This is a genomic window from Flavobacterium sp., from assembly GCF_027531905.1.
In the GTDB taxonomy this organism is placed as follows: Bacteria; Bacteroidota; Bacteroidia; order Flavobacteriales; family Flavobacteriaceae; genus Flavobacterium.
This window is the reverse complement of sequence record NZ_JAPZSU010000002.1, coordinates 109,636-126,502: the sequence shown is the minus strand read 5'-3', so window position 1 is coordinate 126,502 and position 16,867 is coordinate 109,636. Positions and strand designations below refer to the sequence as shown.

The 16,867-nt window shown below is 34.5% G+C and carries 14 protein-coding genes; 10 read left to right on the top strand and 4 right to left on the bottom strand.

The window, feature by feature from the left end:
* Window positions 1-85: 85 nt before the first annotated feature.
* Entirely contained in the window at window positions 86-1,087 is a 1,002-nt protein-coding gene (locus tag O9307_RS00750; RefSeq protein WP_298294232.1) for a DUF2157 domain-containing protein, read from the top strand.
* Between the two features lies 1 nt (window position 1,088).
* The gene (locus tag O9307_RS00745; protein WP_298294229.1) at window positions 1,089-2,255 is read left to right on the top strand and encodes a hypothetical protein; all 1,167 of its coding nucleotides are present in this window, start codon (window positions 1,089-1,091) and stop codon (window positions 2,253-2,255) included.
* A gap of 48 nt (window positions 2,256-2,303) precedes the next feature.
* Here the strand turns inward: O9307_RS00745 and O9307_RS00740 are convergent, their stop codons facing one another.
* Together O9307_RS00740 and ytxJ are read right to left on the bottom strand one after the other, a co-directional pair.
* Window positions 2,304-2,828, bottom strand: a complete 525-nt coding sequence (locus tag O9307_RS00740) for a GNAT family N-acetyltransferase (RefSeq protein WP_298294226.1) — start codon at window positions 2,826-2,828, stop codon at window positions 2,304-2,306.
* A gap of 80 nt (window positions 2,829-2,908) precedes the next feature.
* Window positions 2,909-3,298 (bottom strand): bacillithiol system redox-active protein YtxJ, encoded by a 390-nt coding sequence (gene ytxJ, locus O9307_RS00735; protein ID WP_298294224.1) that lies wholly within the window; start codon window positions 3,296-3,298, stop codon window positions 2,909-2,911.
* Between the two features lie 255 nt (window positions 3,299-3,553).
* Here ytxJ and clpB point away from each other — a divergent pair, with 255 nt between their 5' ends.
* A complete protein-coding gene (clpB, locus tag O9307_RS00730; protein ID WP_298294221.1) occupies window positions 3,554-6,154 on the top strand; it encodes an ATP-dependent chaperone ClpB in 2,601 nt (866 codons plus the stop codon).
* 196 nt (window positions 6,155-6,350) lie between these two features.
* Window positions 6,351-6,608, top strand: coding sequence for a hypothetical protein (locus O9307_RS00725; protein WP_298294218.1), 258 nt, complete (start codon window positions 6,351-6,353; stop codon window positions 6,606-6,608).
* An 85-nt stretch (window positions 6,609-6,693) separates the two neighbouring features.
* Here O9307_RS00725 and O9307_RS00720 read toward each other — a convergent pair whose 3' ends face one another.
* Window positions 6,694-7,524: a M57 family metalloprotease gene (locus O9307_RS00720; RefSeq protein ID WP_298294215.1), complete on the bottom strand. Its 831-nt coding sequence runs from the start codon at window positions 7,522-7,524 to the stop codon at window positions 6,694-6,696.
* 537 nt (window positions 7,525-8,061) lie between these two features.
* Between O9307_RS00720 and O9307_RS00715 the strand changes: the two genes are divergently transcribed.
* The 5 genes from O9307_RS00715 to O9307_RS00695 all read left to right on the top strand — a co-directional run bounded on the left by O9307_RS00715 (window position 8,062) and on the right by O9307_RS00695 (window position 13,847).
* Window positions 8,062-10,776: a S8 family serine peptidase gene (locus O9307_RS00715; RefSeq protein WP_298294212.1), complete on the top strand. Its 2,715-nt coding sequence runs from the start codon at window positions 8,062-8,064 to the stop codon at window positions 10,774-10,776.
* 274 nt (window positions 10,777-11,050) lie between these two features.
* Window positions 11,051-11,923, top strand: a complete 873-nt coding sequence (locus tag O9307_RS00710; RefSeq protein ID WP_298294209.1) for a DUF808 domain-containing protein — start codon at window positions 11,051-11,053, stop codon at window positions 11,921-11,923.
* A 93-nt stretch (window positions 11,924-12,016) separates the two neighbouring features.
* On the top strand, window positions 12,017-12,436 hold the full coding sequence (locus O9307_RS00705) for a DUF1801 domain-containing protein (RefSeq protein WP_298294206.1): 420 nt from the start codon (window positions 12,017-12,019) through the stop codon (window positions 12,434-12,436).
* Between the two features lie 25 nt (window positions 12,437-12,461).
* A complete protein-coding gene (locus tag O9307_RS00700; protein ID WP_298294203.1) occupies window positions 12,462-12,830 on the top strand; it encodes a glyoxalase in 369 nt (122 codons plus the stop codon).
* Between the two features lie 129 nt (window positions 12,831-12,959).
* Window positions 12,960-13,847, top strand: coding sequence for a carbon-nitrogen hydrolase (locus O9307_RS00695; protein WP_298294200.1), 888 nt, complete (start codon window positions 12,960-12,962; stop codon window positions 13,845-13,847).
* Between the two features lie 92 nt (window positions 13,848-13,939).
* On the opposite strand, the gene O9307_RS00690 is transcribed toward O9307_RS00695, so the two are convergent.
* Entirely contained in the window at window positions 13,940-15,466 is a 1,527-nt protein-coding gene (locus O9307_RS00690; RefSeq protein ID WP_298294197.1) for a choice-of-anchor I family protein, read from the bottom strand.
* A gap of 185 nt (window positions 15,467-15,651) precedes the next feature.
* On the opposite strand from O9307_RS00690, the gene O9307_RS00685 reads away from it, so the two are divergent.
* Entirely contained in the window at window positions 15,652-16,692 is a 1,041-nt protein-coding gene (locus O9307_RS00685) for an agmatine deiminase family protein (protein ID WP_298294194.1), read from the top strand.
* The last annotated feature ends 175 nt before the right edge of the window (window positions 16,693-16,867 follow it).

Here is a 16,867-nt window from a genome sequence, read left to right as displayed (position 1 = left end):
TCTTTGTAAAAAAAGAAAGAATAAGAGACTTTTAATGTGACTTCAAAACAAATAGCTTATTTTTGATTAAGCCAGAATTCAAATTATGAAAACAAATACTTACAAGAGTAAAATCGCTACCGCATTGCAAGAAAAAGGGTTTATGACCAATAAACAACTAGGCGCCATTGAAGAGTACCAAAAACTTGGCATTTTTTCTTTGCATATTGAATTAAGACTTCTACTTTATTTATCCGTACTTCTCTTTACATCAGGAATTGGAATTTTAATTTATCAAAATATTGACTCAATTGGTCACGATGTTATAATCATTTGTCTTTTTTTACTAATTGCCATTAGTCTTTATTTTTGTTTCAAAAAAGCAAAAGGATTTCATAAAGAAGAAGTTGCCTTTGATAATCCAATCTATGACTATTTAGTCTTACTCATTGCCATTCTAAGTTGTATTTTCATCGGGTATCTACAATTTCAATATACGCTCTTTGGTAAAAATTATGGAATAGCAACGCTTGTCCCAACTATTATTAGCTTTTGTTATGCCTATTATTTTGATAACAAAAGTGTCCTTAGCATTGCAGTTTCCGGTCTCGCAGCTTGTATCGGTCTGACTGTAACTCCACAGAAAGTTCTTGATACCGAATTTTATTCTAATGACACTCTAGCATTTTCTGCTATTGGATTAGGACTATTGCTTATTATATGGACCATTTACAGCTCAAAAATAAAATTGAAAATACATTTTAATTTACTCTATCTGACTTTCGCTCAACATCTAATTTGTATTGCCACAATTAGCAAACTTTCAGAAAAAGAAGTTCCATTATGTTTTCTATTTGCCTTGCTTTTAGGTGGAGCAACGTATTATTTTTACAAAATGAGTAAAGAATATGATGCCATTTCTCTTTTTGTATTCGCTCTGCTTTATGGTTATGTAGGTTTCAATGTGCTTTTATTCAAAGTACTTGATGCTATTGAATTCAATGGTCTCTGGGAGGTTTTGATTTATTTGTTTCCTGCTTACTTCGTAGGCTCTATCGTTTTATTTATTCAATCTGTAAAAAAGTTTAAACAACAAAAAATTAATTAAAATGAGAGCTTACGACGAAAATAAATTAACGAACATCGTTTTAATTGAAGAAACTGATATTTTTTTGAATGCTGATTTTATCAATCAAGAACAAGCTGATTGTATAAAAAACAATTTACCTGTTTTTAAGTCACAAAAAAACCTACTACTTCGCCTGGCATTTTTCATCCTTGGAAGCCTACTTTATGCTTCAATTTGCGGCACCATCTCAATCATTGGGATGCAAATTGGAGAATCCTATTTCCGTTTTTGTTTTTATCTTTTTGCAATAATTGGATGGGCTGCTGCTGAGTTTTTAGCCCAAGAAAACTATAAAAATTATGGTATTGACGATGCTTTTATTTTGGGAAGTATTTTAAATCTCGGCATTGCCATCGGAATCACTTCAGATCAATTTGAATTAGTCATCGCAATTTTTGTGGCTATAGCTTCTTTTTTGTTGTATAAAAGATTCTTACACCTTCTATCTCTTCTTGCCTTTTGTTTCGCTGCAAGTGTTACTTTTTTCTATGCTTTATTAGAAATAGGAACCATTGGCAAAATCATTTTACCATTTGCTACTCTGCTATTTGGCATATTATTTTATTTGTTTACTAAAAGAAAATTAGCGCATTTACAACACTTATTTTATCATAAAGGATTAGTACTAGGTAATAGTTTTTGCTTAATTCTAGTCTACCTTTCTTGCAATTATTTAGTAGTAAGAGAACTCTCTTCTCAATTACTCGGAGTATATCTAGAACCAGACCAAGACATTCCATTTGCCTTTTTCTTTTACTTTTTTACCATTGCAATTCCAGTTCTTTACTTGGTACTAGCTCTAAAAACGAAGGATAAGATCTTATTATGGATTGGTGTTTTTTGCGTTGCCTTTTCAATTTTTACGATTCGATATTATCATTCACTACTGCCAATTGAAATTGCAATTACATTGGGAGGAATTTTACTTTTTAGTATAGCCTCTTTTTCGATTAAGAAATTAAAAAACAAAACTAGCGGAATCACTTTTGAGGTGGATAAATTAACTCAAAAGAAGGATTTCATAAACGCAGAAGCCTTGGTAGCTGTTGCATCCTTTGGCATAAAACCAGAAAGTAAAATAGAGGAATCTCCTATGAATTTTGGTGGTGGGGATTACAGTGGTGGTGGCGCTTCAGGAAGTTTTTAATTAAAAAAGCACTCTTTTAAAATTTAAAAAAAGAGTGCTTTTTTAGTATTAATTATTCAATTTCAAGCGCATCATAATATCGGTCTGCTCGTCATCGCCTAACTTAAAAATGTGTTTGTCAAAAGCCACAAAACCATTTTTAGTATAAAAACGCATCGCTCTAACATTATTTTCCCAAACCCCTAACCATACGTATTCGACACCTTTTTCTTTAGCAATAGTTATGGCTTTATCATAAAGTAATTGTCCCACACGCTTCCCGTGAAAGGCATTCAGTACATAAATCCGTTCTATTTCTAGCGCTTTGTTATCTTTTAATTCGGTCTGAGCATCACCAAAATTAACTTTCAAATATCCAATGATTTCATTGTCATGGGTAGCAAAATAGAACTCAGAATCTTTTGTAAGCAACTCTAAAGCAAGTTTTTCAACAGAAAAACCTTTGTCCAAATAGTTCTTCATGTTCTCTTCCGAATTAAAATCAGAAAAAGTTTCCTGAAAAGTCTGTATTCCTATTTTTTGCAATGGAAGAATTTCATTAGGCTTTACTTTTACTATTTCAATAGTCGTCATTTTATTATTTTTTTGATGTTAAATCTAGTACATTTCAGCCCAGAGAATAGTATTTTAATTTATTATCTAAATGAAATAAATTAAACGTACTTTTTCAAAACCCCTGCTTCAATATCACTATGCGAGGCATCATAAATGGCTTTTCCTTCCTTAATCAAGATCAATTGAGGCGATTGATGTTGCACGCCAACACGAGCAGCAATTTCATTTGAAATCTCACGATACGTAATCAAATCCAAGAAATAGGCATCCATAACATCGTGCAAATCAAATTCGTTTTCAAATTGTTTTAAGGCAAATCGACTAATACTACAACGGGTACTGTGTTTGAAAATAAATATGGGCTTTTCATTAGAAAGCGCTGTTAATTCGTCTAATTGCCCCATCAATTGCAACGGAATCCAATTGACTTTACTAACCGATTCTTTTTTTTCTTCTGAACTACCAAATAAGGAATTAAATAGGCTCATTTTGTCTCTTTTTATGTCTTTTTGTCGTTAAATAATACTAAAATTTAAAAATAAACAGTCAAAATGTCCGTAAATTTATATTGGAATACCATTTGACGCTTTATTCACAAAAGTAAGCAAAAGCCCCCTAACCCCCAAAGGGGGAAAAGTAATAACCTAATTTAGTTCTTTCACCTAAGTGAAAGTTGGGAATAAATTATTAAAATCCTATTGACCCCTAGTAGGAATTCCCCCTTTGGGGGTTAGGGGGCTAACATGAACATAAACAAATTTACCATCAAATCCCAAGAGGCCATTCAGCACTCCCAACAATTGGTGCAAAGCCTAGGACAACAACAAATAGAAAACGAACATCTCTTCAAAGCTATTTTTGAAGTAGACGAGAATGTAGCGCCATTTCTTTTGAAAAAACTGAACGTTAACGTGCCTTTGTTTCTTCAAATTTTGGATAGTCAAATTCAAAATTTTCCAAAAGTAACCGGTGGCGAAATTCAATTGTCGAGAAGTGCGAACACAGCGCTCAACGAAGCCGAAATTATTGCCAAAAAAATGAATGATGAATTCGTTAGTATTGAGCATTTAATCCTAGCGATTTTTGTTTCTAAAAGTAAAGTTGCCCAAATCCTAAAAGATCAAGGCGTGACCGAAAAAGGACTCAAAGCTGCGATAGACGAATTGCGCAAAGGCGAACGCGTTACCTCGGCTTCTGCGGAAGAAACCTATAATTCCTTAAACAAATTTGCCAAAAACCTCAACGAATTAGCCAAAAACGGCAAATTAGATCCCGTGATTGGGCGTGACGAAGAAATTCGTCGTGTCCTTCAAATTTTAACCCGTAGAACCAAGAACAATCCGATGTTGGTGGGAGAACCTGGGGTGGGTAAAACCGCCATTGCCGAAGGCTTAGCGCACCGAATCGTAGCAGGCGATGTTCCAGAAAACTTAAAAGACAAAATTGTTTTTTCTCTAGACATGGGAGCGCTTATTGCGGGTGCCAAATACAAAGGAGAATTCGAAGAACGTTTGAAATCGGTAGTCAAAGAAGTCATTGCTTCTGAAGGAGATATTGTGTTATTCATAGACGAAATTCACACGCTGGTAGGAGCTGGCGGTGGCGAAGGTGCCATGGACGCGGCCAATATTTTGAAACCAGCTTTGGCGCGTGGCGAATTGCGTGCTATTGGAGCCACTACTTTGGACGAATACCAAAAATACTTTGAAAAAGACAAAGCATTAGAACGTCGTTTCCAAAAAGTAATGGTTGAAGAACCCGATACCGAGAGTGCCATTTCGATTTTGCGTGGAATCAAAGAAAAATACGAAACACACCACCAAGTACAAATCAAAGACGAAGCTATTATCGCTTCGGTGGAATTGTCGCAACGCTATATTACCAATCGATTCTTACCCGATAAAGCTATCGATTTGATGGACGAAGCGGCTTCTAAATTACGTATGGAAATCAACTCCAAACCCGAAGAACTCGATGTACTCGATCGAAAAATCATGCAGCTAGAAATTGAAATCGAAGCCATCAAACGCGAAAAAGACGAAAGCAAGCTAAAAGTGTTAGGCTTAGATTTGTCGAATTTGAAAGAAGATCGCAACGAAATTTACGCCAAATGGAAATCTGAAAAAGATGTAGTAGACAATATTCAGTTGGTAAAAACCGAAATTGAAAACTTCAAATACGAAGCCGAACGTGCCGAACGTGAAGGCGATTACGGAAAAGTAGCCGAAATTCGTTACGGTAAAATCAAAGAAGCACAAGAAAAATTAGCAAAACTAACGCACCAATTACAGGAAAATCAATCCGGAACTTCTTTGATTAAAGAAGAAGTAACTCGTGAAGATATTGCCGAAGTCGTAGCCAAATGGACCGGAATTCCCGTAATGAAAATGCTTCAAGGCGTACGCGAAAAACTATTAAAATTAGAGGATGAGCTTCACAAACGCGTGGTAGGACAAGAAGAAGCCATCGAGGCAGTGAGCGACGCTGTTCGCAGAAGTCGTGCAGGCTTGCAGGACATGAAAAAACCCGTGGGAACCTTCCTTTTCTTAGGAACTACCGGTGTAGGTAAAACCGAATTGGCCAAAGCCTTAGCCGAATATCTATTCGACGATGAAAATGCCATGACCCGAATCGACATGAGCGAATACCAAGAACGCCACAGCGTGAGCCGATTGGTTGGAGCGCCTCCGGGTTACGTAGGTTATGACGAAGGTGGACAATTGACCGAAGCCGTGCGAAGAAAACCTTATTCTGTGATTCTGTTAGACGAAATCGAAAAAGCACATCCTGACACGTTTAATATCTTGCTTCAAGTGCTGGACGAAGGTCGATTAACAGACAATAAAGGACGCTTGGCCGATTTCAAAAACACCATTATCATCATGACCTCGAATATGGGAAGCCAAATTATTCAAGATAAATTCGAGAATTTAAAAGGTAGTGTAGAAGCCGCAACCGAAGCTGCCAAAGTAGAAGTGTTAGGCTTACTAAAACAAACCGTTCGTCCTGAGTTCATCAACCGTATCGACGAAATCGTGATGTTTACCCCGCTGACCAACGCCAATATTGCTCAAATTGTAGGTTTACAATTGAAAAGCGTGACGAAAATGTTGGCACAACAAGGCATCACCATGGACGCAACTCCCGAAGCGATAAGCTATTTATCCAAAAAAGGCTACGATCCTCAATTTGGGGCTAGACCTGTAAAACGTGTCATTCAGCGTGAAGTACTCAACGAGTTATCGAAAGAAATTCTGTCGGGCAAAATCACCACCGATAGCATCGTTTTGATCGACGCCTTCGATAACCAACTCGTTTTTAGAAATCAAAGTGAATTGGTATAATAAACTTGATTTTACAATTAAAACCTTTTAGGATAACTCTGAAAACATTTCAAACAGCACCAGTCGAAAGATTGGTGTTTTTTTGTAATTCAAAACACAAGAATTCAAAAATCTACTTAAATTCATGTATTTTTGCTTTTTCTTTTAAAGAAATGTAGTTTTTTATATTTTCTATTTATAACACAGAGTACTAATAATGGATATTGTTAAATTTAAAATCACCCCGAAAACGATTAAAGTAGAAGTTCGTAATTCCAATAATTACGTCTTTAATTTTAATAGTGCGGTGGAAATCGATAAACAAGACCGAGACGTTTTATTAAAATTATACAATGCCTTAGATCTTCTTTTCAAAAAAGAAACTTCTATTGAAACTAAAAATTACATTTCCCCTAATCAAACCAACATCTTAGATCAAATCAAGGAAGTTGGTGCTGCTGATGAAAAATTGTAATTCTTATTTAGATTCAAATAAAAAAAAGGCTGTCTCTAAAATGTAGACAGCCTTTCCTAATTTTAATATAGCCCCCAATCAAAATCTAATATAAATAATTAAGAGCAGTTATGTCGTTACTGTTGAACGCTCCTGTTTCACTTCCGCTAAAACAAGCTCTCATGTAAGACGTAGCATCATAACCAGAAGGAGTTCCAGGAATTAAAACGGCACCAACACCTGCAGTTCCTTCACTCTGATTAGATCCACAACTCTGACGACTAAACCAATCGGTATGGCGTAAACCTATACAATGCCCAATTTCATGCGCAGAAACGTGTGCATTTACCCCAGTAGAATAGGTGTCCAATCCAGAATATAATGTTATACTGTTGTAAGGCAATCCTCCTGTAGGAAAACCAGCTACCCCACCTGCGGAACCTGTTTGTCTTCTTACTACAATATTAGCACCCGTAGTACTAGAACTAAACGTTAGCGTAAAAGTAATTGACAATCCTAGACTATTATATCTATTTATTGCAGCCTGCAATCCAGCACGCATATTAGTAGATAAAGCACTAGTTCCTGTACCAGTAAGACCAACAACTCTTATAGTTCTTGGTGCAGATACTAAATTATTAGTACGATACTGTTCTGTAGTTATACCACCATGAAGATCCATTTTGTCCAATTGTGCTTTGGTGATAAGAATATCTCCTTCGATTAAAAAGGCATCTTCAGTAGTTCCGTCTAATTTAGTGTTCTTAACCACTTTGACATCTTTGTTGTTCAATGATAGTGAACTAATTTTACCCAATATTTCAGGTGAAATTTGAGTGGCTTCTTGGTTTAATGAATTGGTATCATCTTCTTTGTTGCAAGAGAATAGTGTCACCACAATTAATGACACAGCGAAAATTGTTTTTAATTTTCTCATTTGTTAATATTTTTTAGGTTAGTTAATGGTTTGATTTTGAAGGGGCTACATCAAAACATCAATATCAAATTTAGATATTTTTAGTATTATTAAACCTATAAAAATCATATTTTAACAAAACATTATGATTTTGTTAAGTAAATGTTTGTCGATATTTTATAAAAATATGAGCAAAATCAACAATTGAGAGTAAATAAATCAAAATCAGATCATTAAACACAAAAAAATCAATCTTAAAGATAAAATCGACTAAAACATATTTTTTATAAAAAATAGAGACGAAAATTAAATTGAATAATCATCTTTCTTTCATAAAAGAAATAACCTTAAGGAACTTGTAGTTGGTTATTGAAATAAAATTAAATAAGTATAATGTTACAAATATTTTAATAACTTTGATTAAAACAGAAAAAGGTAACTCTTTAAATAAGAATACAGTAAAATTAGCTTAGTACCTTTTGTATAATAAAAGATGTAAGTGTCAAACCTTACTTAGTTTTCATTAGATTTAACAAAATGTAAAATGTCCCAAAATACATGAAAACACGATGCACCTGCCTACTTCTCTTTTTAGTTACAACGATTTGTATTTCTCAAAACTTCGATAAATGGAAGCAATATCTAGAATACAATAACGAAAAAAGAAGTCAAAAATATTATTTCACAACTTTGCAAAATGCCAATATCTACAAATACAAAGTAGTAAAAAAACTAGACGATAGTTTTTGTATCATCGAAAACAAAAGCGAGACAACTAAAAGATTACCGAAAGAGATAATTGCTACTAATAATCTCTGGAAACTACCTGTAGACTTTTCTATGCACCTGCGAAATGAACAATACGTAATAGCCACTGATGATATACAATCTCTATTGACCGATTTGAAATCAATTTCTCCTATACCAATAGAATATATAAACGATAAATTGGTGAGTATAAAAAGCAATAGTGATAAAATAATGCAAATCATTACCTTTACTAGTGTTGTATCAGTAACTCGAGAATCATTTGAACCTAAAACAGAAAGCAAAATTGTAGATCAAAATTTTACAATCAATAATATTACAAAAGCGAATACTTCTTTCCCGCTAATTACAGGGGAAAACCAAATCGTATCTATCAAAGATGATTTCTTCGATTTGAATGATATTGATTTATTGAACAAACATATTTCTTCAACTACACATTCCACTTCTGTATCAAGTCACGCAAGCTCAATGGCGACAATAGCTTCTGGCCTAGGTAATAGTTCGATTTTAGGAAAAGGAGTTGCACCAAAGTCAAAAATACAATCCTCTGATTATTTAAAGATATTTCCTGATGACATCAGTACATTCCAAGGTTCGACCACTCAGAATCATTCGTATGGCACCTTAATTGAAAACTTTTATGGTTCTTTAGCCAATGCCTATGATGAACAACTCTTCCTCAATCCTAATATTACTCACTGCTTTTCGTCAGGAAATAAAGGAATCGAAGGTTATAAATCTATTACTGGAAATTTTAAACAATCCAAAAATAGTATCGTGGTAGGTTGTATAGACCAAAATGAAACAATTTTGTCCTTTTCTTCCAAAGGCCCAGCATACGATGGACGAGTAAAACCTGAAGTGGTAGCCTATAGCACACAAGGAACATCTAACGCTACAGCACTAGTCACTGGAATAATAACGCTTATGAAGCAACATTATCGATCCAAAAACAACGTCGCTTTGACTAATGCACAAACCAAAGCCATTTTAATTAATAGTGCCAAAGATGTTGGGAATATTGGCCCTGACTTCAATTACGGTTACGGAAATGTTGACGCCTATAATGCCCTAAAAACAATAAGCAAAAATAGAATAATTAACGGGACTTCAACTTCAAATCAAACCAATTCACATCTTGTTACTATTCCTGATAATTCCAAAAACCTCAAAATAACGATGGTTTGGAACGATTTACCTGCTGCAATCAATAGCAATATTAGTTTGATGAATGATCTTGATTTAGAACTTATTGCCCCAGACAACAAAACCTATTTACCTTGGGTACTTAACCCCGACGCTCCACAACAACCCGCTACAAGAGGAAAGGATAAAATCAACAACATAGAACAAATTGTAGTTGAAAACCCTACAACGGGAACGTACACCATTCAAATCAGTAGTAAAACTCTCGCCTCAGTTTCTCAAGATTATAGCATTGCTTATGAATACGAAGTAAACAACCATTTTGAGTGGAATTATCCTTTACAAAACGACAATTTCCCCTATGATGGAAGAACGATATCTCCTTTCAAATGGACTTCCTCATTTACGGGTACTTCTGGGCAATTGTCTATTAGTTATGACGATGGACAAACTTGGGAAATCATCGCCAACACTATTACTCTAGATAATAAACAGTTTACTTTTACTCCCGCTGAGCAAAAATTTACTAAAGCAAAACTAAAGATGAAGATTGGAGGCGTCGATTACCTCTCTGAAACGTTTACTATTTCTTATGATTTAAACATTAATACCACTTTGGTTTGCGATGGTACAACCGAAATTACTTGGGAAAAACCTAAAAATGTAGTGGCATTTAACCTTTATGAATTAATTGGGGATAAAATGCAATTCAAAACCCAAACCACCAATACTTCCTATACATTTAGCAATGAAAAAACGATTACTGTAGCTCCTCTTTTCGGAAATAACGAGGGAATAAAAAGTGAAGCAACCTTACAATTTCTAGCAAATTCAAATTGCTACTTTGAATTCTCTTTTGCCGAAATTTTTGAAGAAGATAAAATCAAAATAAAAGCAAGTCTTTTCAGCTTATACAACATTAAAAAAATTGAGCTTATAAAAGTTGTCAATACCACTGAAAATATCCTCGCAACAATTGATAACATTAATTCAAAAGAGTTCTTTTTTATAGATCCAAACCCAACCAAAGGGAATAATAAATACCGAATCAATATCGTTTTACAAACCAACAACAACATAAGTTCTTCTGTTCTTGACGCTAACTATCTCGGAAATGATTTCTTTTTTGTGTATCCAACTTTATTGAAAAAAAATCAAGAACTAATCGTAGAAGCCAAAAAAGAAGACGCTTCAATATTTTATTTATACAACCTAAATGGTCAAAATACGATGACTTGCCCTTTAGTTTCAAAAACCAATACCGTTAATTTAAAAATCAATTCGGTAGGTGTTTATGTTTATAAAATAGTAACAAGTTCAGGTGAAGCACAAACTGGAAAAATTGCCGTGTTTTAGGTATAAAAAAAAATATTCATAATCAAAAAGTTGCCATATATAAGAACGGAAAATCAATGCTCTTCTTGGATTATAGTTTCTAGCCAGATAATTAGCTCTAATACTTCTCATCATTTGTAAACAAAAAGTAAAATGCTTCAAAAAAAGGTGAATTTTATCTAAAATCGAATGGAAATTCAATCAAAAATGTAGTAGTTTAGCTGAATTAAACGACAAAAAACAATAATCAAATTAGCTCTTTAGCTATAACTTTCACTAAACTAAATAATTATATATGGGATCAGGTTTTTTTGCACTTTTAGATGATATTGCAGCAATAATGGATGATGTGGCAGCAATGAGTAAAATTGCTACCAAAAAAACAGCTGGAATTTTAGGAGACGACCTAGCTGTTAATGCCGAAAAAGCTTCAGGATTTGTTTCTTCAAGAGAACTTCCAGTATTGTGGGCCATCACTAAAGGTTCTTTTTTGAACAAACTAATCATTCTTCCAATAGCTTTTGTACTTAGTGCTTTTTCTCCTATAGCCATTAAAGTAATTTTAGTTTTGGGAGGGCTTTATTTAGCTTATGAAGGTGCTGAAAAAATTTATGAATATTTCTTTCCGCATCATCATCACGAAGCTGAGATTTCATTAACCCAATCTTTTACCGAAGAAGAGATTCTTGCACAGGAAAAAGGAAAAATAAAAGCCGCTATTGTTACAGATTTTATCCTCTCTGTTGAGATTGTAATCATTGCCTTAGGAACCGTTTTAGAGAAATCAGTCCCCACTCAAATTGCCGTAGTTTCTATAGTTGCCATTATTGCTACTATTGGTGTATACGGTATTGTAGCTTTAATTGTTCGTATGGATGATATGGGATTCAAACTAATGCAACTAAGCAGTAAAGAAAATGGTTTTTTAACCAAAATTGGAAACTTTTTGGTTAACGCTTTACCTAAAGTCATTAAAAGTTTAGCCGTAATCGGAACTATTGCTTTAATTATGGTAGCTGGTGGAATTTTTGCCCACCAAATCGACTATTTACATCACGTGCTACCACGAGTTCCTAGCTTCATCAAAGAGCCTTTATTTGGCTTAGTGTTTGGTGGAATTACACTACTTATCGTAACCATCATAAAGAAAATTTTGGGTAAAAAATAAATAACACTCCTATTTTCAATTAATTACAAGTTAGCTTTTGTTTAATTTACAAAATAAAAGCTAACTTTATTTTTTATATTAATTTTAAAGAAGATGGCACAAAAAACTACCGAAACAGATCAAAATGTAGCTGATTTTATTGAAAAATTTGCCGATTCAGAACAAAAGAAAAAAGACAGCCAAAAATTAGTTAAAATTATGCAGGCTGTTTCTGGTTGCGAAGCTACAATGTGGAGAGCATCAATTATTGGCTTTGGCAAATATCACTACAAATACGAAAGTGGACACGAGAGAACTGCGCCTCTGTTGGGTTTTTCTCCAAGAAAATCTGCAATTTCGCTGTATGTTTTTACTGGACTCGAAGAGCACGAACCCCTTTTAACAAGTTTAGGTAAATTCAAAAGAGGTAAAGCTTGTTTGTATGTTAATAAACTCAACGATATTGATTTGGATCAATTACAAGTAATTATGAAAGCCAATATTGAATATTTACAAAAAAGATTTAATTCTTAACGATCAATTCATTACACCCAAACAAATGCAATTCCAAACCAAATCCATCCGTCCCTTTATAGGCTCAAAAAACTACACAGAATCGAGACAATTTTATAAAGAGCTAGGTTTTAATGAAAGTATTCTTTCTACCAATATGAGTTATTTCAGTACTGCTAATTTTGGCTTCTATCTACAAGATGCTTATGTAAAAGACTGGATTGAGAATACAATGGTTTTTATGGAAGTTGAAGATGTAGAAGAATTATGGGAATCATTGAAAGCTTTGCGTTTAAATGAAAAGTATCCTTCTGTAAAATTAGTTCCTATTCGCTATCTCGATTGGGGAAAGGAATGTTTTTTACACGATCCTTCTGGTATTCTTTGGCATTTTGGAGCATTTAATCCTCAATAAAAAAAGAATTCTATTTACAATTGAACTTCAACAACACCAATCATAGCTTGATTACAAACCAAACTTTCATTTTACCTCATTAGAACTCTTTAGAAAAAATAACTACTTTTGCACTCTAAATTTTAAGTTATGCCTAATAAAAAATACAAAATAGCGGTTATTCAATTAAACCTCAACGATGTTGCTGAAAACAACTTAAAAAAATGTTTACACTGGGTTCGAGAGGCAGCAAAACAAGGCGCAGAAGTCATTTCGTTACCAGAATTATATAGCAGTCATTATTTTTGTCAAAGTGAAGACGTGGATAATTTTGCCTTAGCAGAACCATTGTACAGTACTTCATTTACTGCTTTTTCGGCATTAGCCAAAGAATTAGGCGTGGTAATCATTGTTCCTTTCTTCGAAAAGAGAATGGCAGGAATTTACCACAACAGTGCTTACATCATTGATACCGATGGAACCGAAGCTGGACTGTATCGCAAAATGCACATTCCAGACGATCCTCATTTCTATGAAAAATTCTACTTTACGCCTGGCGACATTGGTTTCAAAGCTTTCCCAACTCAAAAAGGAAAAATTGGAACCTTAATTTGCTGGGATCAATGGTATCCAGAAGGCGCACGACTAACTGCTTTGCAAGGAGCTGAAGTGTTGTTTTACCCAACCGCAATTGGATGGCATCCTTTAGAAAAAGAACAATATGGTGAAAACCAACACGGCGCTTGGATGAATGTGATGAAAGGTCACGCGGTAGCCAATGGCGTGTATGTAGCCGCAGCCAACCGTATTGGTTTGGAACAATACATCGAAGGAACAGCTGGAATTGAATTCTGGGGTTCGTCATTTATTGCAGGACCACAAGGCGAAATTTTAGCACAAGCTTCACACGATAAAGAAGAAATACTAATCGCTGAAGTTGATTTGGATTTACAAGAAAACGTACGTCAGAATTGGCCGTTTTTTAGAGACAGACGAATCGATGCTTTTGGGGACATTACCAAAAGAGCAATAGACTAACTTCAAAAAAGTCGCTAAAAAATTAAGCGTCTGAAATTCTAAGAATATTTTAAACTTAGAATCTCAGACGCTTTTCTATTGAAAACCTTGAGTTAATTCAATTCAGGCTGGAAAATCTTAACACTTCCATCCCCTTCACTACTTACGATAACCATACTTTTCTTGTTTGGACTTTTAGTTGCTGGAATAAAAGTAAGTCCTTCAGGTGCATCACCCGTTTTGATGGCTTGTAAAAACTTGGGAGCGGTTGGAGAAGTTACATCATAAATCATCAAAGCATCGGCTCTTTCTAGACCCACAAAAAGAATTTGCTTATTTCCCATTTTGGTTACATAAACCGCCTCCGGTTCTACTCCTTTATCATCACTTCTATTATCATCATAAAGTCCCAATTCGTGTGCTTTTTTATCCAATTCATTTTTACTATCAAAAACTAAAGCACCTGTGTTGCCATTCCAAATCGAAAATGAACGAGCACCAAAACTTACCAATTCATCAAAATCGCCATCACCATCAGTATCTCCCATTTTAGAATTGATATTCAAACGTCCCAAAACACCATCCGCTTTCATAGCAGCAGCCGTTGGAAAAACCGTTGGATCCAAAACCACAGAAGAATGATTGATTCTACGAACATCTACAAAAGCACTGTATTCACGAGCGTCCCCTTCATTGGCTGTAACCAAATAAGGAATGGAATTACTCTCAAAATTGGCAATCGCATCTGGTTGAAACATCCCTTTCACCTTCCAAGTGGCAAAAGCAATAGCGCCATCTTTATCGCTTACATCTATAGCATTATCTGCCAAAGAATAGTCTTTATATCCTAATGGAAAAAGTTGCACATTCTTTTTACCTACCAAATCAATTTTAGCGATTCCATTATTTTCTTGCAAAGTAACCCAAGCCGTTTTTGAATCCGAAGAAATCGTAACATATTCTGGTTCAATATCGTTAGCAAAATTATTGGAAACACTTGCTATACGAAATCCTTTGGTTTTTAAATCAGATAATTGTGTGCTGAATTGAGCAAAATTTAAAGTAGTCACAGCATAATTCGCAGCAACATCAATAATCGAAACAGAACCTTCTGGATCCAATGAATACGTATCATTAGGTTCTCCTTCATTAGCAGTAACAATAAAATTTCCGTCTGGCGAAAAAGTAATCATATCCGGCAAAGCTCCTACTGTGATTTCTTTAATCAAAGCATAAGTCGAAGTATTAAAAACAACCACTTTTCCTGCCTCTTGTTTATTTGATTTAGATTCTAAAGCTACAGCTAGTTTTCCCCCATAAACCGCAACGCTATTAGCAGCACCATTGTAGGTAGCCATATCAATACTTGTTAGGACAACAGGTTTTGTAGGATCGCTTAAATCAATTACATCAATTTTGTTGGTTGAACTGTTGTTTACCGTAAATAGCCTTTTGGTAGTTTCATCATAAGCGCTAATTTCTGCAGCGCCAGTTCCACCAATTGTTATAGTACCTACTTCTTTAAACGAAGCTGGGTTTTCATTATATCCTAATTCTGAGCTAGGATTTTCGTCATTGTCATTTTCACAACCCACTAATAAAAATAAGGCTGCAAATACTGCTAGAGTTTTCTTAATCATTGTTTTAAATTTAGTTTTTTCAAAAATAGCGCGACCTAAAGGCTCAAGTATTACCTAAATATTATATAATCTTTAACATAAAAAACAAACACTGCAAACCAAGCTTTATAAAATGTATGAACTTCAATTCTATTTTAATTCTTGGGAATGTTTATCTTTGCCCGAAGTAAAATTGGCATCTATTTATGACTACAACCTCAAGAAGATTTCCCGCAGAATGGGAAAAACAACAAGGAATCCTATTATGTTTTCCGCATAACGGAAAAGACTGGCCTGGAAAATACGAAGCGGTACAATGGGCTTTCGTAGAATTCATCAAAAAAGTAGCCACCTACGAAACTGTTTTTTTGGTAGTTGCCGATGAAAAACAACAAGAGAAAGTCACTGAATTGCTAACAATGGCTACAGTAAATTTAGACCAGATATCCTTCATCATTCATAAAACCAATAGAAGTTGGATGCGTGATTCTGGTCCAATCATTGTGAAGAATGGTAATCAAAGTGAAGCCTTGAATTTCAATTTTAACGGTTGGGCAAAATACAAAAACATCAATTTAGACAAACACGTACCGAGTAAAGTTGCTGAACATTTACAACTTCCCTTAACTCAAGTTACCTACAAAGGAAAACCAGTAATTGTAGAAGGTGGTGCAATTGATGTTAACGGACGTGGTACCTTGTTAACTTCAGAAGAATGCTTAATGCATCCTACGATTCAGGTGCGTAATGAAGGCTTTACAAAAGAAGATTATGAAGCCGTTTTTAAAGAGTACTTAGGCATTACCAATGTCATTTGGCTTGGAGATGGTATCGAAGGTGATGATACTCACGGACACATAGATGATTTATGCCGATTTGTAAACGAGGACACTATTGTCACCATTATAGAGACTAATCCAGAAGACAGCAATTACAAACCTTTGCAAGACAACTTAAAACGTTTGCAAAATGCGAAACTAGAAAACGGTCAAGCACCTGTAATTGTTACTTTACCTATGCCTAAACGCATTGATTTTGATGGATTACGTTTGCCAGCGAGTTATGCTAATTTTTTAATTTTAAATAACTGTGTTTTGGTACCTACTTTCAATGATGCAAATGACAGAGTAGCTTTGAATATTCTTTCAGAATGTTTCCCTGATAGAGAAATTATTGGCATTAGTGCTATTGATTTTATCTGGGGATTAGGGACTTTGCATTGTTTGAGTCAACAAATTCCAGAGTAAATACAAATCAAAAAACACCCGTTGGGTGAAATTCAAATAAAATAAAAACTTAACCACATAGAGCCATAGATTAATAGCAACTCTACATAGAAAAAATAGAAATAGCACTATTTCTCACAATAGATGACCTATATGGATAGTAAAACGTCTATTCGTTTCTTTTAAAAACTATAAA